Source organism: Nonomuraea candida (assembly GCF_000725485.1).
Lineage (GTDB): Bacteria > Actinomycetota > Actinomycetes > Streptosporangiales > Streptosporangiaceae > Nonomuraea > Nonomuraea candida.
This window is the reverse complement of sequence record NZ_JOAG01000007.1, coordinates 141,568-162,818: the sequence shown is the minus strand read 5'-3', so window position 1 is coordinate 162,818 and position 21,251 is coordinate 141,568. Positions and strand designations below refer to the sequence as shown.

Below are 21,251 nucleotides of genomic sequence, written 5' to 3'. Positions count from 1 at the left end.
ATGGTCAGACCATCGGCCCGTGCGGCGGGCCAGGCCAGGGGCACGGCAGTCCACCGGCGGTCAGGCCATCGGCCCGTGCGGCGGGCCAGGGGCACGGCAGCCCGCCGGCGGTCAGGCCATCGGCTCGGCCAGCGGGTCGCGGTACGGCAGGCGCGGGGCCGGCGCGGCGGCGGTGGCGACCGGTGGCCCCGCGCTCGCGGCGAGATGCTCGCGCAGCGACTCGCCCGCCTGATGCCCGACCTGGTCGAGCAGCTCGCGCACCCGCGAGCGCGCCATCGCCGCCGCGTCCTCGTCCACGACCTCGCACAGCATGAGCAGGGTCTGCGCCTCCAGCAGCGGGATGCGCATCTGGCGGAAGAGCGTGGCGGCCTTGTGCAGGCAGTCGGCGGCCTCGGACGCCTTGCCCGCCGCCACCCACAGCTCGCCGAGACCCGACAGGGCGTGCGCCTCGGCGAGCCGGTGCCGGGAACGCTTGGCCCGGGTGAGCGCGTCGCGCAGCAGCGGCTCGGCCTCCGCCAGCCTGCCCTGGCGCAGCCGGGCCACGCCGAAACCGTGCAGGGCGAACGCCTCGCCGATGGTGTCGCCGATCTCCTGCACGACCGCGAGCGACTCCTCGAACGTGCCCGCCGCGATGGCGACCTCGCGGGCCCGCAGGTGCACGTGGCCCATGCGGTGCAGCACCTGGGCGGTCACCCGGCGGTTGCCGCCGGACCTGCTGCGGACCAGCGCCTCGGTGAGCAGCATCTTGGCGCCGTCGATGTCGTCGCAGTCGACCCGGATCTGCGCGAGGTTGTGCAGCGTGTGCGCGGCGGCGATCTGGTCGCCGATGTCGGAGAAGATCTTCAACGCCTGTTCGAGGCGTTCCATCGCCCGGTCCATCTGGCCGTTCATGCGCTCCAGCACGGCGATGTCGCGGGTCGTCCTGGCCGTCTGGAGCTCGTCGCCGATCTCCCTGAACAGGGCGAGGGCGGACTCGAAGTCCCGGGCGGCGTCGTCGAAGCGCTGCTCGATCAGGGAGAGCGAGCCGCGCGCGTACAACATCTCGGCCTGGCCGCGCTTGTCCTCGCCCGCGCGCGCGGCCTCCAGGGCGATCTCGTGCGTCTCGCGCCAGTCGTCGAGGTAGACGCGCAGCTCGAAGAAGGCCTCGGCGTTCATCGCCAGCCGCCAGCACAGCTCCACGAACCCGGCCTGCGCCGCCTGCCTGATGCCGGCGAGCAGCACGTGACGCTCACGCTCGAACCAGGCGATGGGCTTGGCGACCAGCCGCTCGACCAGCTCGTCCGGCAGCGGCGAGTCGATCTCGGCCTGCGGGTTCGAGGCGGGCGACGGGCCGTACTCCTGGCGGCGGGCGGCCATGGTCAGGTGGAGCAGGGCGCGGAGCACGCGGGCCAGCGCGTCGGCGCGCATGGCGGGCGTCTCCTCGGCGGCCAGCCGCTCCCGGGCGTAGACGCGGATGAGGTCGTGGAAGCGGTACTGGACGCCGACGTGCCGGCCGGTGCCCAGGACCTCGATGAGCTGGGCGTCGGCCAGGTCGTCGAGGAGGTCCTGCACGTCGGCCAGCGGCTCGTCGAGCAGCGCGGCGCTGGTCCAGGCGGAGAAGATGTGCGCGTCGAGTATCGCCAGCCGCCGGAACAGCCGGCGGGCCGGCTCGCTGATGGCCTCGTACGTCAGCGAGAGGCTGGCCCTGATGCCCATTTCGCCGTGCATGAGCTCGTCCAGCCGGCGGGCCTCGTCCCTGAGCCGCTCCACGAGCTGCTCGACGCCCCAGTGCGGCCGGGCGACCATGCGCGCGCCGGCGATGCGCAGGGCGAGGGGGAGGTGCCCGCACAGCCCGGCGAGGGCGGCGGCGGCCTCGGGCTCGGCCTCCACCCGGTCGGCCCCGGCGATGCGCGACAGCAGGTCGATCGACTGGGCCGAGTCGAACAGGTCCAGGTTGACCTGGGTCGCGCCGGCCAGCCCGCCGAGCCTGCTGCGGCTGGTGACGATGACGGCGGAGTCGGGGTTGCCCGGCAGCAGCGGGATGACCTGGCTCTCCGAGGCCGCGTCGTCGAGCACGATGAGCATGCGGCGGTCGGCCAGGAGCATGCGGTACATCTCCGCCCGCTCCTCCAGCGTCTCCGGGAGGGCGGTGCCCGACACGCCCAGGGCCCGCAGGAAGCGTTCGAGCACCTGCATCGGGCTCACCGGGCGGGAGACGCCGCCGTGCATGTGGGCGAAGAGCTGGCCGTCGGGGAAGTGGGCGGCGACGCTGTGCGCGGCGTGGACGGCGACGGTGGTCTTGCCGATGCCGGCCCGGCCGGCGATGGCGACGATGGGGAGGGCGAAGCGGGCGGCGCCGTCGGCCGATTCGGTCAGCCGCTTCTTGATGGCGTCGATCTGGTCCTGGCGGCCGATGAAGTCGGCGATCCCGGCGGGCAGCATGCCGGGCACGGGGGTGTGGGTGAGCCGGTGGTCGAGGACGATCTGCGCGGGTGGCGGCGGGGGAGCGTCGAGGCTGTCGTCGGCCGTGAGGATGGCCGACTCCAGCTGTTGTAACTGCTCGTTGGGCTCGATCCCCAGCTCGTCGATCATCATGCGCCGCGCGTCGCGGTAGACCTGGAGCGACTCGGCCTGCCGGCCGGAGCGGTAGAGCGCGGTCATGAGCTGGGCGATGAACCGCTCGCGCAGCGGGTGCACGCTGACCAGGCCGGTCAGCTCGCCGACCAGCTCGTGGTGGCGGCCGAGCTCCAGCTCTAGCTGGATGCAGTCCTCGTTGGCGGTGATGCGCTGCTCGGTGAGCTGTCCGGCGATGGACTGCAGCAGCCTGCTCTCGATGCCGTCGAGCGCGGGGCCGCGCCACAGGCCGAGCGCCCGCCGGTAGTGCTGGATGGCGCCTTCGAGGTCGCGGGTGTCGCGGAGCTTGCGCGCCTTGGCGAGGAGGCTCTCGAAGACGCGGGCGTCGATCTTGTCGGGGTCGGCGCGGAGCGCGTAGCCCTGCGGTCTGGTCACGATCATGTTCGGGTCGCCGTGCGCCTCGAACAGCCGCCGCAGGCCGGAGATGCAGATCTGGACCTGGGCCCGCGAGGTGGCCGGAGGCTCGTCGCCGTAGATGGCCTCCATCAGGCGGGACAGCGCGACCGGACGGTCCGCGTTCAGGAGCAGGGTCGCCAGAGTGATTTGTTGCCTGGTGCCCCCGAGTTCGATGTTTTTTCCACTCCCGGTGACTTCGAGCGCCCCCAGTAGCCGAAACTCCACGCACATCTCCTTTGATGCCGCCAGCAATGGCGAACCTCATACCCCCTGGCTAATGAGGCGGGATGATATTAGGCAGACACCGTATTTGAGATTATGACCCCTAAGCGCCCGATGAGATGCTCCTATGATACAAGATCGGCATGCTTCATGACGAAGATCACCGTTGAGCAGTTCGACCGTTTTGGGGCTTAGACTACAGCGTTGGCCGATGTGAGGCCACTCTGAATTCTCTGTGCGGGTGATTCCGGACGGGTGTCCCCGTATGTGACCGGCAATAGGGCCCCCGTATTAACGCGGAACGGCCGGGACCTGAGGTCACCGGCCGTTCCGCTGGGGGTAACATCCCCTGTCAGAGGCTTATCAGCCCCAGGGCTCGGCGTTGGGGCGGATGCCCGGCGTGCCCCCCGGGCACGCGACGCCCCACGGCTCGGCGCACTCGCCCTTCGGGGGAGCGGCGATCGGGCACGGCGTGCCCCACGGCTCGGCGCAGTCGGCCCCCTGGGGCGCGGTGAGGGGGCACGGGGTGCCCCACGGCTCGGCGCAGGGGGCCGCCTGGAGGCCGGCGGTCACGGCAGAGGCGCTCACCGCCATCGCGGCGGGGCTGGAGATGACGAGAGTGCCTGCGGCCGCGGCCGCGACGAAGATCGACATACGGATCCTGCCCACACTCTTGGCGATGATCGAGCCCATGGTTGCCTCCGCGTGAATGGTTGCGGCGTCGTCTTAGCCGCTCGCCACAGACGCTCACACCGGCCGCCATCCACCCCATATCGGCGCGCTTCCGGCCCGCCATTCGAGCAGGTCAGCGGCCATTCCGGGATCGGGCCGCGCCGGGAATCAAGCACGCTGCGATAACCGGGACGGCCGATCACGGGCCGCCTCGATGGCGCGGCGATAGCGGGACGAAGGCGCGACGATAGCGGGCCGAAGGCGGGGCAATAGCCGGGCAGGACAGCCTTGACGGGAGCCCGGGTGGCGCGAGCACGCGGCGGGTCACTCGGGTGGCCAGCTTCACGGGTGAACAATCCCGAAACGGCGAGAGAATATTCGGACAGGTGGCGTGAGATGGGCATTGACGTGCAGGCGTTGGACAGCGTCTACGGCCGGCCGGCCGGCAGCGTGGACGTGCGTCTCGACCGCGCCGACAACGGTCAGTGGGTGATCGACCGCCAGGCGGTGACGGACCACGAGGGGCGCGTCAAGGAGTGGCGCGACCACAAACTGGACCGTGGCCTCTATCGCATCGTGTTCGGCAGCGACCGCTACTTCGTCGCCCTGGGGCTCAGCGCCGCCTATCCGGAGATCGTCGTCGTGTTCCGCATGACCGACGAGGCCTGCGTCTACCAAATTCAAGTGCTGCTCTCGCCACACTCTTATTCCGCCTATTTCGGCTCGTACAACTGAGCAGTGCTGCGCGAGCAGTGAGGGGTCCGCGATGAAGACGAATCGCTATGCCGCATTTCCCACGATCCCACTCGACGACCGTTCCTGGCCCGCCGCCACCCTCACCGCCGCGCCGCGCTGGCTGTCCACCGACCTGCGCGACGGCAACCAGGCGCTGGCCAGGCCCATGAGCCCGGAGCGCAAGCTCGCCCTGTTCGAGCTGCTGGTGAGCCTGGGGTACAAGGAGATCGAGGTCGGCTTCCCCTCCGCCAGCCAGGACGACTACGACTTCGTCCGCCTCCTCGTCGAGGAGGGGCGCATCCCCGCCGACGTGCGCATCACCGCCTTCGCGCCCGCGCGCGAGGAGCTGATCGAGCGCACCATGGAGAGCCTGCGCGGCGCCTCCTCGGCCACCTTCCACCTCTACAACGCCACCTCGCCGCTGGTGCGCCGGCTGGTCCTCGGGATGGACCGCGAGCAGTGCCGGGAGCTGGCCGTGCAGGGCACCCGGCTGGTCATGGCGTACGCGGACAAGCTCGTCCCCGACTGCGACCTCGCCTTCCAGTACTCCCCCGAGCACTTCAACGACACCGAGCTGGACTTCTCCCTGGAGGTCTGCGAGGCCGTCATGGACGTGTGGGAGCCGGGCCCCGACCGGCCGATCATCCTCAACTTCCCCACGACGGTCGAGCGCTCCATGCCCAACGTCTTCGCCGACCAGATCGAGTGGATGCACCGCAACCTGTCCCGGCGCGAGCACGTCTGCCTGTCGGTCCACCCGCACAACGACCGCGGCACCGGCGTCGCCTCGGCGGAGCTGGCGCTGCTGGCCGGGGCGCAGCGGGTCGAGGGCTGCCTGTTCGGCAACGGGGAGCGGGCCGGCAACGTGTGCCTGGTCACGCTCGGGATGAACCTCTTCACGCAGGGCATCGAGCCGGGCATCGACTTCTCCGACCTCGACCGCGTCCGCCGGATCGTGGAGAGCTGCACCGGCATGCCGGTGCCCGCGCGCCACCCGTACGGCGGCGACCTGGTCTACACGGCCTTCTCCGGCACCCACCAGGACGCGATCAAGAAGGGCGTCGACGCGATGGAGCGGGAGGCGGGGCGGACCGGGCTGCCGGCCTCGGAGCTGCCGTGGAGCATGCCCTACCTGCTCGTCGACCCCCGGGACGTGGGCCGCACCTACGAGGCGATCGTGCGCATCAACAGCCAGTCGGGCAAGGGCGGCCTGGCCTACGTGATGAGCGCCAGGCACGGGCTGACGCTGCCCCGGCCGCTGCAGATCGACTTCGCGCGGGTGGTGCAGGCGCTGGCCGACGCCGAGGGCGGCGAGATCGGGCCGGACCGCGTCAGGGAGGTCTTCGAGGCCACGTACGCCGTGGCGCAGGGGGCGCCGGCGGTGGAGAGCGCCACCGTCGAGCTGCACATCGACGGCCCCGCCTACGACGGGAGCCGCGCCTGGTCCGACACCCTGCGCACGCTCCGCTCGGTGCTGGCCGTCAGGGGGTTCGACGTGCGCGCCGTCCACCACGGGGGCGGCGCGGCTGGCGGCACGGGGGGCGGCACGGGGGGCGGCGCGGCGGGCGATCGCGAGGCGGTGGCCGTCTACGCCGAGTGCGCGATCGGCGACCGCACGGCCTGGGGGGCCGGGATCGCCGGCGACGTCGAGAGCGCCGCGCTGGCGGCCGTCGGCTCGGCCGTGCTCAGGGCCCGGCCGGCGCACACCGCGCCCCAGCCCCGCGTACGCCCGCAGGCCGACGCCGAGTGCCGCCGCCCGCGGCAGGCGGCCGCCCGCGTCAGGCATGTGATAGCCGGCCGATAAGAGGCCGATGGCCGTCCGGCATAACGTCCGAAGCAAGCACGGCAACTCGAGAGGAGACGGCCATGGAACTGATCGAGCGACAGGAGGAGCTGGCTGCTCTGGAGTCGCTGCTTGCCAAGGCGGTGCTGAGCCGAGGCAGGATCGCGCTGATCAGCGGGGCCGCCGCGACCGGCAAGAGCACGCTGCTGCGCACCGTGGCCGAGCAGGCGATCGAGCTGGGCGCCCTGGCGGTGTCCGCGGCCGCCTCGTTCATGGAGCGGGACCTGCCGCTGGGCGTGCTGCGCCAGCTCCTCCAGGACGCCCCCCTCGTGCCCGCCGAGCGGGAGCGGGCCATGGCGCTGCTGGAGGAGGGCACCCGGGCCGCGTCCCTGATCGGCGCCGACGCCGGCCGCCTCATCGACCCGCAGGTCGTCCACTCGCTCTGCACCGTCCTGCTCGACCTGTCCGAGCGGTGCCCGCTCGTGATCGTCGTCGACGACGTGCACCACGCCGACCGCGCCTCCCTGCTCTGCCTGGCCTACCTGGCCAGGCGGGCCAGGACCGCCAAGATCGTGGCCGTGTTCTCCCAGTCCGACCGCATGCGCTGCGCCGACACCTACTTCGAGACGGACCTGCTGCGCCAGCCCCACTGCCGCCGGCTGCGGCTCTCGCCGCTGTCGCGCAAGGGCGTCGAGGAGCTGATGGCCGAGCTGCTCGGCCCCGAGGCGGGCGGCCGCCACGCCAACGAGTGGTACGCCCTCAGCGGCGGCAACCCCCTGCTGGCCGGCGCCCTGGCCGAGGACTACGCCCAGGTCACCCGCATGGGCGGGGAGCCGCCCGCCGGGCCCGTCGCGGGCCACCAGTTCGCCCAGGCCGTGCTCGCGTGCCTGCAGCGCGGCCACCCCCAGACCATGCAGGTGGCCCGCGGGCTGGCGGTGCTCGGCGACAGCGAGGGGCTCGACCTGCTGCTCGGCCTGCCGGCCATCGACATCAACAGGGAGCTGCTCTCGCTCAGCGCGGCCGGGCTGGTCGCCGGGCGCACCTTCCGCCACGAGTCCGTCTGCCGCGCCGTCCTGGCGGGGACGGACCAGGAGGAGCGGATGGACCTGCACCGCCGGGCGGCCCTGGTCACCCACGACGCGGGCATGACGCCGTGCGTCGTCGCCGACCACCTCCTCCAGGCCGGCAAGGTCGAGGCCCCCTGGGTGCTGTCCACCCTGGAGGAGGCGGCCATGAACGCGCTGCGCGGCGGCCAGGTGGAGTCCGCGGTGGCCTACCTGCGGCTGGCCTGGCGCGAGTGCACCGACGAGAACCACCGCCTGAAGATCACAACGATGCTCGTCAGGGCCGAGTGGCGGATCAACCCCGCCGCCCCCACCGGGCACCTGGCCGAGCTGGCCGAGGCGGTCAACCGGGGCAGCCTGCGCGGCGGCGACGTCATCGTGCTGGCGCGCGCCCTGCTGTGGCACGGGCGCTTCGACGACGCCCGCGACGTCATGGAGCAGCTCCACGAGGAGGGCGAGGGCGTCGACCACGAGACGCTGGCCGAGATGGTGGTGGCCCAGCTCTGGCTGCGCGTCACGTACCCGCCGCTGCTGCCCGGCGCGCCGCGCCCGGCCACGCGGCGCGCGCTGGCCGGCATGGTGTCCGTGGCCGTCAACCGGCGGGTGGAGGCCACGCTCGCGCTGGCCGAGGTGCTCACGCGCGGCCCGCGCGAGGAGCACCTGAACGCCGTGGAGCGCATCCTGGAGGACGCCCACCTCGACGAGATGTCGATGGACACCGTGGAGAACGCGCTGCTCGCCCTGACCTACGCGGGCCGCTTCGACACCGCGCTCCCGGCGTGCGACGCCTTCAGCGCCGAGGCGATGTCCCGGCAGGCGCCCAGCAGGCAGGCCAGGCTCGCGGCGATCCGCGCCGAGATCGCGGTCCGGCAGGGCGACATGCCCGCCGCCGCGCACCACGCCCGCATCGCGCTCGACACCATCCCGATGAGCAGCTGGGGTGTCGCCATCGGCATGCCGCTGAGCAGCCTCATCATCGCGCTGACCGCGATGGGCAAGTACGACGCGGTGCGCGAACACCTCGACAGGCCCGTGCCCGAGACCATGTTCCAGACCCGCTACGGCCTGCACTACCTGTACGCCCGGGGCCGCTACAGCCTGGCCAACGAGTACTTCGCGCTGGCGCTGCGCGACTTCCAGCGCTGCGGCGAGCTGATGGTCACCTGGAACCTCGACACGCCGGGCCTGATCCCGTGGCGCGCCGACGCGGGCGAGGCGTGCCTGCGCATGGGGCACGTGGAGGAGGCCAAGGAGCTCATCGAGACCCAGCTCGGCATGTGCGGCGGCGACTCCCGCCGGGGCAAGGGCATCGCGCTGCGGCTGCAGGCAGCCGTCTCCGAGCCCGTGCGCCGCCCGGCGCTGCTGCGCCAGGCCACCGAGTACCTGCAGATGGCCGGCGACCGGTACGAGCTGGCCAGGGCGCTGTTCGACCTCGTCGAGGCCTACGACTCGCTGGGCGAGTTCCGCCGCGCCAGGACGATCGCGGGGCGCGCCCGCACGGCGGCCCGCGAGTGCCGGGCCGAGCCGATGCTCACCGCGCTGAGCAGGGCCGGCGACCCCAGCGTGGTGCCCACCCCGCTGCCGAGCGAGCTGATCGGCGCGCTGAGCGACGCCGAGCGGCGGGTGGCCGCCCTGGCGGCGGCGGGTTACGCCAACCGGGAGATCGCGGCCCGGCTCTACATCACGTTGAGCACGGTCGAGCAGCACCTGACGCGCACGTACCGCAAGCTCAACATCAGCCGGCGGGTGGACCTGCCCCTGGTCGTGGAGTTCGACGACCAGGTCGAGCACTGAGGCGCCCGCCGCCCGCCGCCGGTCCGCAGCCCGGCGCGCGGTAGGTCCTGCCCGGGCGGGCGTCCGCGGGACGGGCCCGCCCGGGCAGGGCATCCGCGGGTTCTCACCCGCGCCCGCCGCCGGTGGGCATGCACGGAGTTGCGCGTTCCCGCCGGCCGCCGCCACGGTCGAAGGCGGGAGGTGCGCCATGGACGTGACCGTGGTCCGGGGGAACGCGACCCCGGAAGAGCTGGAAGCCGTCGTACGGGCCCTGACCCGGCGGGCGAGGGCGCGCGGGGAGGAACCGCGGCCCTGGTCCGGCCCGGCCGGGCTGCTGCGCGGGCCGGATCGGGGCTGGTGGCCGCCCCGCCGCGAGTGGCGGCTCAGCGCCTGGACCGGCTGATCCGATGCCCGCGGGACCCGCTCCGACGGCGCCGCCGGACCCCCTCCCGAGGTCCGCCGGGCCCCCTTGCCACGCCCGCCCGCGACGCCCCGAAAGCGCCGCGGAACCCCCTCCCGAGCGCCGATTGCGCTCATCCGCAATTGTGCTATTCGCCGCCAATAGCGGCACCACCGCAATTTGCGAAAAACCCGCTCCCGGCACCGAACGCATCCTGGGGAGTACGCCCGGCACCGTCGGTTGGTGAGGAGAGGTCCCACGATGTCGACATTTCTCGGTTCGCTCCGCAGGCTCGCGCTCGCACCGTCGCTGACCGAGGTGACCTTCGCGGCACGCGGTTTCCCGGTCGTGCCGTCCCCGGAGACGGAGCTTTTGCAGGCCATTCCGCAGTCCGTCGTCTGCGGTTTCGAATGGGGCGTGGACGCGCGTGACCAGTGGGAGGTGGAGCGCCGGCTCGACCTGGTGCGCGAGGATCTGCGCGGCTTCGCGTACGAGGGCGTGACCATGGCCTTCACCGTGCTCGACGCCATGGGCGGGCGCGGCGGCCGCACGCGCGCGCTGCTGCTCGGCCCGGGGCAGCCGCACATCTTCCTGGCCTACATCGGCATCGGCTTCGCCATGGCCCGCCTGCCCCGGGTGTTGTGGAAGAAGGTGCTGCCCGACCTGGGCGGCTCGCCCTACCACCCGGTGATGAGCTGGCTGGCCATCGACGGGTACGGCTTCGACCTGGCCTACTTCCACACCCGCCGCTACGTGGACGAGCAGCGGGTGCCCGCGCCGTACGCCTGGCGCGGCCGGCCCGACTACTTCCCCCGTGCCGTGGACCAGGGCATCGGCCGCGCGCTGTGGTTCATCCACGGAGGCCGCGTGGCGGACGTGGCCGCCGCCGTGCGGTGCTTCGCCGGCCGCCGCCAGGCGGACCTGTGGAGCGGCGTCGGCCTGGCCGCCACGTTCGCGGGCGGCGGCGGGGCCGAGGCGCTGGCCGGGCTGCGCGAGGAGGCCGGGGAGCACCACGACGAGCTCGCGCAGGGCTCGGTCTTCGCGCTCAAGGCGCGCCACTACTCCGGGCACGTGCCCGCGCACACCGAGGCGGCCGTGGGCGCGCTCACCGGCCTGACGGTCGCCGGCGCGGTCGCCCTCGCCGACGACGGCGCGGTGGCGCCCGACGCCCCCGGCGACGTCCCGGACTACGAGCAGTGGCGCCGGCGGGTGCGCCGGCATTTCACCGCGGAAAAAGCGCTCCGCTGACCCGCCGGAATTTCCGGCATTTACTCCGGCAATTCTCGTCGGCCGCTCCGTCATGGCCGTGAACGGCCATTTCCGCTGAGCACGACCGGAGTTGTCCGGACAATAAACGTCATGTGTCAATGGGAACGTAATATCGGCTGATTGATCGGTGAAGGGTTGATATGGCCGGCATGCTGCGATCGCTGAGAAGGCGAATACTCACCCCGGACGTCGCGGAGACGAAACTCGCCGTCCGCGGTTTCCACGTGAAAGACGAGAACTCCCGGGAGTTGCTGGAGAAAATCGGGGAGGTCTTCCTCACCGGTTATGCCTACGCCGTGGAGTCCCGCACCGCCGCCGAGGCGGAGGAGCGGCTGGAGCGGATCCCCGAGCGGTTCCGCGGCTTCGCCTACGAAGGCGCCGGGATGGGCGCCGCCGTGCTGGACTGCGTCACCCCCGGCGGGCTGCGCAGGGTGCGGGACCTGCTGAACGGCCGCGGCAGCCGCCACAACTACATGATCTACATCGGGGTCGGCTGGGCCATGGCCCGGCTGCCGAAGTTCCTGTGGCCCAAGAGCACCGGGCTCGACCCGCTGCTGCTCTGGCTCGTGCACGACGGCTACGGCTTCCACCAGGCGTACTTCCACACCGAGCGGTACGTGCACCGGCAGGAGCGCGAGACCGGCTTCGGCTGGCCCGCCGGGCAGGAGGCGTACGCCCAGCGCGCCATCGACCAGGGCATCGGCCGCGCCCTGTGGTTCGTCGCCGGCACCGACGTCGAGCAGGTCGTCACGCTGATCGAGCGCTTCCCCGAGGACCGCCACGCCGACCTGTACGCGGGGGTCGGGCTGGCCTCCACGTACGCCAACGGCGCCACCGACGAGGAGCTGCTGGAGCTGCGCCACCGGGCCGGCCCCCACTTCCCCCGGCTCGCCCAGGGCAGCGCCTTCGCCGCCGAGGCCAGGATCAGGGCCGGGCTGCTCGTGCCGCACACCGGCCGGGCCACCCAGATCCTCTGCGGCACCACGGCGGAGCACGCCTCCGACGTCTGCCTCCAGACCATTCCCGGCTCATCGTCGCCGGGCGAGCTGCCCGCCTACGAGATCTGGCGGCAGCGCATAGCCGACGCATTCGTCTCCCTTGGAGGTGTTACCCCGTGACCACGGTAGCCACCTGGCTGCGCAGGCAACAGGCGGGAGTCGTCGCCCTCGTGGTGATGGCCGCCCTGTTCGTGATCGGCCGCCCGTCCTTCGCCTCGGACGAGGCCAGGGCCGAGCTGGCGAGCGCGTACGCGTTCGAGCCGCTGAGCATCGCCATGCCCGCCGGCTTCCCGCAGCAGACCATCCGCAAGGTGAACCAGCGCTATCAGCACATCGACGCCTGGATCTCCTCCGTCGGTGCCGGGATCGCGATGAACGACCTGGACATGGACGGGCTGTCGAACGACCTGTGCATCACCGACACCCGCATCGACCAGGTCGTGGTGACCCCGGCCCCGGGTGAGCGGGCCGGCAGGTACCAGCCGTTCGCGCTCACCCCGGGCTCCCTGCCGATGAACGACGCCATCGCCCCCATGGGCTGCGTCGCCGGCGACTTCAACGAGGACGGCCGCACCGACGTCCTGGTCTACTACTGGGGCCGCACCCCGATCGTGCACCTGGCCAGGCCGGGCGTGACGACGCTGGGGGCGGGGGCGTACACGCCCACGGAGCTGGTGCCGAACCAGGACTCCGGCACCTACACCGGGCCGCAGTGGAACACCAACACCGCCACCACCGCCGACTTCGACGGCGACGGCCACCTCGACATCTTCATCGGCAACTACTTCCCGCACGGCCCCGTGCTCGACGACAGGGTCAACGGTGGCGTCGAGATGAACGACTCGATGTCCCACGCGGTCAACGGCGGCGAGAACTACTTCTTCCGCTTCACCGGCGTCACCGCGGGAAGCCCGGCCACGCCCTCCTTCGACCGGCTCGACAAGGTCACCGCGACCAACGTCTCCAAGGGCTGGGAGCTCGGCGCCAGCACCGCCGACCTGGACGGCGACCTGCTGCCCGAGCTGTTCCTCAACAACGACTTCGGCCCCGACCGGCTGCTGCACAACACCTCCACCCCCGGGAAGATCTCCTTCCGCCTGGTGGACGGCGACGGCTCGCCGTGGGTGCCCAAGTCCAAGACGCTCGGCCACGACTCCTTCAAGGGCATGGGCTCCGACTTCGGCGACCTGGACGGCGACGGGCTCTACGACGCCTTCGTCAGCAACATCACCACCTCCTTCGGCATCCAGGAGAGCAACTTCGCCTTCTACAACACCGCCAAGGACAAGGCCGACGTGCGCGCCCAGCTCAAGGACGGCGTGGCGCCGTTCGAGGACCGCAGCGCGCAGGACCGCACCGCGTGGACCGGCTGGGGCTGGGACGTCAAGATCGACGACTTCGACAACAGCGGCGTGCCCGCCATCGTCCAGGCGACCGGGTTCGTCAAGGGCGAGGTGAACCGCTGGGCGCAGCTCCAGGAGCTGGCCACGGCCAACGACGGCGTGCTGCGCAACCCGCACTCCTGGCCGGCCGTCGGCCCCGACTCCGACATCGCCGGCAGCCAGACGCTCGCCTTCTTCGTCAAGGACCCCGACGGCGGCTACGCCAACGTGGCCGGCGAGCTCGGCCTGGCCATCCCCGTGCCGACCAGGGGCATCGCGACCGGTGACGCCGACGGCGACGGGCTGCTCGACCTCGCGGTGGCCCGGCAGTGGGACGCGCCGGTCTTCTACCACAACCGGAGCGGGTCGGCCGGATCCGCCATCACCCTCCAGCTCACCCACGAGACGGCCGGCGGCACGCCCGGCTCCCCGGCGGTCGGCGCCGAGGCTTCGGTGACCGTCGGCGGGCGCACCGTGATCGGTCGCGTGGACGGCGGCAGCGGCCACTCCGGCCGGCGCAGCCACGAGGTGCACCTCGGCCTCGGCAAGAACGTGACAGGGCCCGTGGCGGTCCGCCTGAGCTGGCGCGACCGCACCGGACAGGTGCGCGAGCAGGAACTTCAGCTCTCCCCGGGCAGGCACGCCATCCAGCTCGGCTCGCAAGCGAAGGAGAAGTGACGACATGGCCGATGAAAAGAGCGCACCGGCGAGCGAGCCGGCGAAGAAGGCAGGCGGCCCGCCGCGCCACGACCCGAAGGTCGTCACCGCGCTGCGCAGGTTCGCCCTCTCGATCACGATCTTCAACATCCTCGGCTACACCGTGCTGGGCTTCGAGCAGCCCTGGACGTGGCCGTTCATCGCCATCGCGACCGGCTACACCATCGAGATCGCCCTGGAATGGATCGGCGCGCGCGCCGAGGGCCGCCCGGCCCGCTTCCGCGGCAACGGCTTCCGGGGCCTGATGGAGTTCCTCTACCCCGCGCACATCTCCAGCGTCGCGATGAACATGCTCATCTACGTCAACGACCAGGTCCTGGTCATGATGTTCGGCGTCGCCGTCGCGGTCGGGGCCAAGTGGGTGCTGCGGGCCCCGGTGCGCGGGCGCCTGCGGCACTTCATGAACCCCTCCAACTTCGGCATCGCCGTGATCCTGCTGCTCATCCCCTGGGCCAGCATCGCGCCGCCGTACCACTTCACCGAGAACGTGACCAACCCGATCGACTGGATCGTCCCCGTCGTCATCATCGTCGCGGGCACCATGCTCAACGCCAAGCTGACCAACCGCATGTGGCTCATCGGGGCCTGGGTGAGCGTCTTCGCCCTCCAGGCGGTCGTGCGCGGGCTCATCCTCGACGACGTCTCGATCCTCGGCGGCCTGGCCATGATGACCGGCGTCGCGTTCGTGCTGTTCACCAACTACATGATCACCGACCCGGGCACCACCCCGTCCAAGCCGCTCTCGCAGGTCGCCTTCGGCGCCGGCGTGGCCGTGATGTACGGCCTGCTGACCGGCATGAACATCCCGTACGGGATCTTCTTCGCCACCGCCATCGTCTGCCTCGCCCGCGGCGGCTTCCTGTGGGCGCTGCGCATCGTCGAGATCGCCCGCGAGCGGGACGCGGCCCGCGTGACGGCCGCCGCCGCCGCGGCGGTCGCCGGGGCCGAGAAAGAGGTCGCGCGGGCATGAGCAGGATCGCGATCGTCGGCCTCGCCTGCCGGTACCCCGATGCCGACTCGCCCCGCACGTTGTGGGAGAACGCCATCGCCGGCCGCCGGGCCTTCCGACGGCTGCCCGATGAGCGCATGCGGCTCGACGACTACTGGGACCCGGACCCCGCCACGCCCGACCGTTTCTACGCCAGGACCGCGGCCGTCATCGAGGGCTACACCTTCGACCGCGTCGCGCACCGGATCGCCGGCAGCACCTACCGCTCGGCCGACCTGACGCACTGGCTCGCCCTCGACATGGCGGGCCGGGCGCTGGCCGACGCCGGCTTCCCCGGCGCCGAGGGGCTGCCGAGGGAGCGCACCGGCGTGGTCGTCGGCAACTCGCTCACCGGCGAGTTCAGCCGGGCCAACGCGCTGCGGCTGCGCTGGCCGTACGTGCGCCGCACGCTCGCGGCCGCGCTGCGGGAGCAGGGCTGGGACGACGCCAAGCTGGCCGGCTTCCTGTCCGGCTACGAGGCGGCGTTCAAGAGCCCGTTCCCGCCCGTGGACGAGGACACCCTGGCCGGCGCCCTGGCCAACACCATCGCCGGCCGCATCTGCAACCACTACGACCTCAACGGCGGCGGCTACACCGTCGACGGGGCCTGCTCGTCGTCACTGCTGTCGGTGGTGACGGCGAGCAGGTCGCTGGCCGACCGCGACATCGACGTCGCGATCGCCGGCGGCGTGGACCTGTCCATCGACCCGTTCGAGGTGATCGGGTTCGCCAAGACCGGCGCCCTGGCCAAGCACGACTTCCGCCTGTACGACCGGCACTCCAACGGCTTCTGGCCGGGCGAGGGGTGCGGCATGGTCGTGCTGATGCGCGAGGAGGACGCGCTGGCGGGCGGGCACCGCGTCTACGCCACCATCGCCGGCTGGGGCATCTCCTCCGACGGCCGGGGCAGCATGACCAGGCCGGAGGTCAGCGGCTACCAGCTCGCGGTGCGGCGGGCGTACGAGATGGCCGGGTTCGGCATCGAGACGGTCCCGCTGTTCGAGGGCCACGGCACCGGCACGGCGGTCGGCGACGCGACGGAGCTGACCGCGCTGTCGGAGGCCAGGGCGCAGGCGGACCCGCAGGCCGGGCCCGCCGCCATCGGCTCCATCAAGGGCATGATCGGCCACGCCAAGGCCGCGGCCGGCGTGGCCGGCCTGATCAAGGCCGTCATGGCGGTGCACGAGCAGGTGCTGCCGCCCACCCTCGGCTGCGTCGAGCCGCACGAGGTGCTGACCGGCGAGTCCGCGACGCTGCGGGCGCTGCGCGTGGCCGAGCCGTGGCCCGACGGCGCCCCGCTGCGGGCCGGCGTCAGCGCCATGGGCTTCGGCGGCATCAACTCGCACGTGGTCATCGAGAACACCGCGCCCCGGCGGCGGCTGGGCCGGCGCACCAAGCTGCTGGCCTCCTCGTTGCAGGACGCCGAGCTGCTGCTGTTCGACGCCGGCTCGCCCGAGCAGCTGCGCGAGAAGGTGGCGCGGCTGCACGACTACGTGCCCGTCGTGTCCTACGCCGAGCTGGCCGACCTGGCCGCCACGCTCCAGGGCGAGCTGCGCGGCCTGCCGTACCGGGCGGCCGTCGTCGCCTCCTCGCCCGAGGACGCCGAACGGCAGCTCGCGCGGCTGCTGGAGGCCATCGACGCGGGGGAGAGCCGGCTCCTGACCCCCGACGGCCGCGCCTTCTACGGCCACGCCGCCGGGCCCGCCAGGATCGGCTACCTCTTCCCCGGCCAGGGCTCGGGCCGCGGCACGAGCGGCGGCGCGCTGCGCCGGCGCTTCGCCGACGTGGACGACCTCTACGCCGACGCCGCGCTGCCCACCGGCGGCGACGTCGTGGCCACCGCCGTGGCGCAGCCCCGCATCGTGACCGGCTCGATGGCGGGCCTGCGGGCGCTGTCGCTGCTCGGCATCGAGGCGGACGTCGCGCTCGGCCACAGCCTGGGTGAGCTGTCGGCCCTGCACTGGGCCGGCGCGCTCGACGAGGACGCCCTGCTGCGGCTGGCCACCGGCCGCGGCCGGGCCATGACCGAGCACAGCGAGCCGGGCACCATGGCCGGGCTGCGCGCCGGCCCCGAGGCCGTGACCGAGCTGATCGGCGACCTGCCCGTGGTGATCGCCGGGTACAACGGCCCCGGCCAGACCGTCGTGGCCGGGCCCCTGGCGGCCATCGAGGAGGTCGGGCGGGCGGCCAAGGCGGCCGGCGTGAGCTGGACCAAGCTCAACGTCTCGCACGCCTTCCACTCGCCGCTGGTCGCCCCCGCGGCCGAGGCCCTGACCCCCTACCTGCGCCAGGAGAGCTTCGGCCGGCTCGGGCGGCGGGTCGTCTCCACCGTCACCGGCACCACGCTCGCGCCGGACGCCGACCTGCCCGCGCTGCTGCGCGAGCAGATCACCGCCCCCGTGCGGTTCACCCAGGCCGTCGAGGAGGCGGCCCGGGGCCTCGACCTGCTCATCGAGGTCGGTCCCGGCCGGGTGCTGAGCGGGCTGGCGGCCGGGGTGACCGACGTGCCGGCCATCGCGCTCGACACCGACGACGAGTCGCTGACCGGGCTGCTGCGCGTGGTCGCCGCCGCGTACGTCGCGGGCGCGCCCGTGGCGCACGAGGAGCTGTTCCACGGGCGGCTGACCCGGCCCATGGAGGTCGGCGCCGAGCTGTCGTTCTTCGCCAGCCCGACCGAGCAGGCCCCGCGCATCACGGTCGCCCAGTCGGCCGCGCCCGTCACGGACCCGGCCGACCGGCCGTCCGCCGGGCACGGGGACGAGCGGGCCGCACCCGCCGCCCCGGCGGGGGAGCCCGGCGAGTCCACCACGGACCTGCTGCGCCGCCTGGCCGCCGCCCGCGCGGAGCTGCCCGTGGAGCTGGTCGGCGAGGACAGCAAACCCCTCGACGAGCTGCACCTCAGCTCCGTCACCGTCATGCACATCATCGACCAGGCCACCCAGGAGCTCGGACTGCCCGCCGGGCAGGCGCCCACCAACCTCGCCACGGCCAGCCTGCGCGAGCTGGCCGAGGCGCTGGACCGGCTGGCCGCCGAACCCGGCAAGCAGACGGCCACCGGGGTGACGGGCGCGGCCCCGTGGGTCCGGCCGTTCGCCGTCGACCTCGACGAGCAGCCCCTGCCGTCCCGCAAGGGAGCCGAGGAGAACGGGTCGTGGCAGGTGTTCGCGGCGGCCGGCACGCCCCTGGCACGGCCGTTGCGCGAGGCGCTCGAACGGGGGAAGGTCGGATCCGGTGTGCTGGTGTGCCTACCTCCGCGATGCGGGCAGGACGACGTCGAGCAGGCTCTGCTCGGCGCCAAGGCCGCCCTGGCCGGCGGGCCGGGCACCCGGTTCGTCCTGGTCCAGCATGGACGGGGCGCGGCGGGCCTGGCCAAGACGCTCCACCTGGAGTCGGGAGTCCGCACTACCGTCGTGCACGTACCTGCGCCGGCGGAAACGACCGGCCTGACGCCCGCCGGCACGGCGGCCGGCTGGCCGACCGCCGACGACGTGGCGGGCCGGATCGTCGCGGAGGTCGCGGCGACCGACGACTTCACCGAGGTGCACCACGACGAGCAGGGCACGCGCCGGGTGCCCACCCTGCGCGCGCTGCCGGTCCGGCCCGAGCGCACCGAGCAGCCGCTCGGCCCCTCCGACGTCCTGCTGGTCACCGGCGGCGGCAAGGGCATCACGGCGGAGTGCGCGATGGCGGTGGCCGCCGACGGCGGCGCCGCGCTCGCCCTGCTCGGCCGCTCCGACCCGGCCGAGGACCAGGAGCTCGCCGGCAACCTGCGCCGCATGGCGGACGCCGGGCTGGCCGTGCACTACGCCAGGGCCGACGTCACCGACGCCGAGCAGGTGCGGCAGGCGGTCGCCGAGGCCGAGCGGGCGCTCGGTCCCGTGACGGCGGTGCTGCACGGCGCCGGCCGCAACGAGCCCGAGGGGCTGGCCACCCTGGAAATGGACGCCTTCCGCCGCACGTTCGCCCCCAAGGTCGAGGGGCTGCTCAACGTGCTCGACGCGGTGGACGGCGACCGGCTGCGCCTGCTCATCTCCTTCGGCAGCATCATCGGCCGGGCCGGCCTGCCGGGCGAGGCCCACTACTCCACCGCCAACGAGTGGCTGGCCGAGCTGACCCGCGAGGTGGGCGAGCGGCACCCCGGCTGCCGGGCCATCTGCATGGAGTGGTCCGTGTGGTCCGACGTCGGCATGGGCGAGCGCCTGTCCGTCGTCGAGCGGCTGGCCGGCCAGGGCGTCACGCCCATCCCCGCCGACCAGGGCGTGGCGCTCATGAGGCGGCTCGTCGCCGACCCCGGCGCACCCGGCGTCGTGGTCGTCAGCGGGCGCACCGGGAGCATCGGCACCGTCCGCCACGACCTGCCCGAGCTGCCCCTGCTGCGGTTCGTCGGCAAGCCGCTGGTGCGCTACCACGGCGTCGAGCTCGTCACCGAGGTCGAGCTGACCGACGGCACCGACCTCTACCTGGCCGACCACCTCCTCGACGGCAACCTGCTGTTCCCCGCCGTGTTCGGGATGGAGGCCATGGCCCAGGCCGCGCTGGCCACCACCGGGCGGCACACCACGCCGACCATCGAGCGGGCGGAGTTCCTGCGCCCGATCATCGTGCCGCCCGGCGGCAGCACCACGCTGCGCGTGGCCGCGACCGTCACCGAGGACGACGACACGCTCGCCGTCAGCATCCGCAGCGCCGACACCGGCTACGACGTGGACCACTTCAGGGCCGTGCTCCGCCTGACCGGCGACGCCGCCCCCGACGGGCCGCCCGAGCAGGCCGGCGACGACCTCGCCGCCGTCCCGCTGGACCCGCCGTCGGAGCTGTACGGCGACGTGCTCTTCCAGGGCAAGCGCTTCCAGCGGCTGGCCCGCTACCACCGGGCCGAGGCGCGCGACGTGGACGCCGACGTCTCGGTGCTGGACACCGGCGACTGGTTCGCCGCGTTCCTGCCGGGCGAGCTGCTCCTGGGCGACCCCGGCATGCGCGACGCCCTCATGCACGGCAACCAGGTCTGCGTCCCCGACGCCACCCTGCTGCCGACCGGCGTCGACCGGATCCACCCCGGCGGGCCCGCGCTCGCCGGTGAGGACCGGCTGCGCTACCAGGCGACCGAGCGCGCCAGGGACGGCGACACCTACGTCTACGACATCGCCGTGCGCCGGGCGGACGGGCAGGTCGTGGAGCGCTGGGAGGGCTTGCGGCTGCAGGCCGTGCGGAAGAAGGACGGCCGGGGGCCCTGGGTGGCGCCGCTGCTCGGCTCCTACCTGGAGCGGACCCTGGAGGATCTGGCCGGCGTCCGCGTCGCGGTCTGCGTCGAACCGGGGCCGCAGGGCGAGCAGGACCGCGAGACCCTGGTCGCCGCCCGCCTCACGGCCCGCACCCCGGCCGCCGTCCCGGAAGGCCCGGGCGGCCCGGGCGGCCCGGGCGGCGCGGGCGGGGCGGTCGCGACCGCGCACCTGGACGGACTGACCCTGGGCGTGGCCGGGCCGGGCGTCATCGGCTGCGCGCTCGGCACCGTCGGGGCGGCGCCGGAGCCGGCCCTGCCGGCGGGGCTCGCCGAGCGGGTCGCGGCGGAGACCGGGGAGCGCGCGGACACCGCCGCGGCCCGCGTCTCGGCCGCCGCGCGCTGCCTGCGGGAGGCCGGGCTCGGCGACGCCGGGCCGCTCACGGTCAACCCGGCCGAGCGTGACGCGTGGGTGGTCTTCGCCGCGGCGGGGCTGCGCGTCGCGACGCTCGTGACGACCGTGCGGGACGTCCCCGAGCCCGTCGTCGTCGCGGTACTCACCGAAGGACGGTAAGAGTCATGAGCAAGTACTGGGAGTACAACCACACGGTCTGCTTCGAGGAGACCAACCTCGTCGGCAACGTCTACTACGTCAACTACCTGCGCTGGCAGGGCCGGTGCAGGGAGATGTTCCTGAAGGAGCGGGCGCCCGACGTGCTCACCGACCTCCAGGACGACCTCAAGCTCTTCACGCTCAAGGTGGACTGCGAGTTCTTCGCCGAGATCACGGCCTTCGACGAGCTGTCCATCAGGATGCGGCTCACCGATCTGGCCCAGACGCAGGTCGAGTTCGGCTTCGACTACGTGAGGCTGAACCCCGACGGGAGCGAGACGCTCATCGCCCGCGGCAGGCAGCGGGTGGCCTGCATGCGCGGACCCAACACCAGGACGGCACCCGCCAGGGTCCCCGAGGCGCTGGTCAGGGCGCTCGAACCGTACGCGTCCTAGAACGGATCCAGGA

The 21,251-nt window shown here is 73.0% G+C and carries 12 protein-coding genes; 10 read left to right on the top strand and 2 right to left on the bottom strand.

Features of this window, described 5'->3' with window-relative positions:
* Positions 1-111 precede the first annotated feature (111 nt).
* Together IO39_RS07125 and IO39_RS54155 are read right to left on the bottom strand one after the other, a co-directional pair.
* Positions 112-3,234, bottom strand: coding sequence for an AfsR/SARP family transcriptional regulator (locus IO39_RS07125; RefSeq protein ID WP_084772442.1), 3,123 nt, complete (start codon positions 3,232-3,234; stop codon positions 112-114).
* 360 nt (positions 3,235-3,594) lie between these two features.
* Entirely contained in the window at positions 3,595-3,924 is a 330-nt protein-coding gene (locus IO39_RS54155; RefSeq protein WP_157547983.1) for a hypothetical protein, read from the bottom strand.
* 375 nt (positions 3,925-4,299) lie between these two features.
* On the opposite strand from IO39_RS54155, the gene IO39_RS07115 reads away from it, so the two are divergent.
* The 10 genes from IO39_RS07115 (at position 4,300) to IO39_RS07070 (ending at position 21,238) form a co-directional block, all read left to right on the top strand.
* Positions 4,300-4,638, top strand: a complete 339-nt coding sequence (locus IO39_RS07115; RefSeq protein WP_043617893.1) for a hydroxyisourate hydrolase — start codon at positions 4,300-4,302, stop codon at positions 4,636-4,638.
* A gap of 31 nt (positions 4,639-4,669) precedes the next feature.
* Positions 4,670-6,442 (top strand): 2-isopropylmalate synthase, encoded by a 1,773-nt coding sequence (locus tag IO39_RS07110; protein WP_043617890.1) that lies wholly within the window; start codon positions 4,670-4,672, stop codon positions 6,440-6,442.
* Positions 6,443-6,504: 62 nt separating this feature from the next.
* Entirely contained in the window at positions 6,505-9,279 is a 2,775-nt protein-coding gene (locus IO39_RS07105; RefSeq protein WP_043617886.1) for a helix-turn-helix transcriptional regulator, read from the top strand.
* Positions 9,280-9,466: 187 nt separating this feature from the next.
* Positions 9,467-9,661 carry a hypothetical protein gene (locus tag IO39_RS07100; protein ID WP_043617882.1) on the top strand — a complete coding sequence of 65 codons (195 nt, stop codon included), beginning with the start codon at positions 9,467-9,469 and terminating at the stop codon, positions 9,659-9,661.
* Positions 9,662-9,919: 258 nt separating this feature from the next.
* A complete protein-coding gene (locus IO39_RS07095) occupies positions 9,920-10,906 on the top strand; it encodes a DUF1702 family protein (protein WP_043617879.1) in 987 nt (328 codons plus the stop codon).
* 170 nt (positions 10,907-11,076) lie between these two features.
* The gene (locus IO39_RS07090; protein WP_157547981.1) at positions 11,077-12,045 is read left to right on the top strand and encodes a DUF1702 family protein; all 969 of its coding nucleotides are present in this window, start codon (positions 11,077-11,079) and stop codon (positions 12,043-12,045) included.
* Entirely contained in the window at positions 12,042-13,985 is a 1,944-nt protein-coding gene (locus IO39_RS07085) for a CRTAC1 family protein (RefSeq protein ID WP_043617877.1), read from the top strand. Before IO39_RS07090 ends, IO39_RS07085 begins: the two co-directional genes overlap by 4 nt.
* A 4-nt stretch (positions 13,986-13,989) precedes the next feature.
* On the top strand, positions 13,990-14,994 hold the full coding sequence (locus IO39_RS07080) for a hypothetical protein (RefSeq protein WP_052422546.1): 1,005 nt from the start codon (positions 13,990-13,992) through the stop codon (positions 14,992-14,994).
* Entirely contained in the window at positions 14,991-20,804 is a 5,814-nt protein-coding gene (locus tag IO39_RS07075; RefSeq protein WP_043617874.1) for a type I polyketide synthase, read from the top strand. The genes IO39_RS07080 and IO39_RS07075 overlap by 4 nt, the downstream gene beginning before the upstream one ends.
* 5 nt (positions 20,805-20,809) lie before the next feature.
* Positions 20,810-21,238: an acyl-CoA thioesterase gene (locus tag IO39_RS07070; protein ID WP_043617863.1), complete on the top strand. Its 429-nt coding sequence runs from the start codon at positions 20,810-20,812 to the stop codon at positions 21,236-21,238.
* Positions 21,239-21,251: the final 13 nt, after the last annotated feature.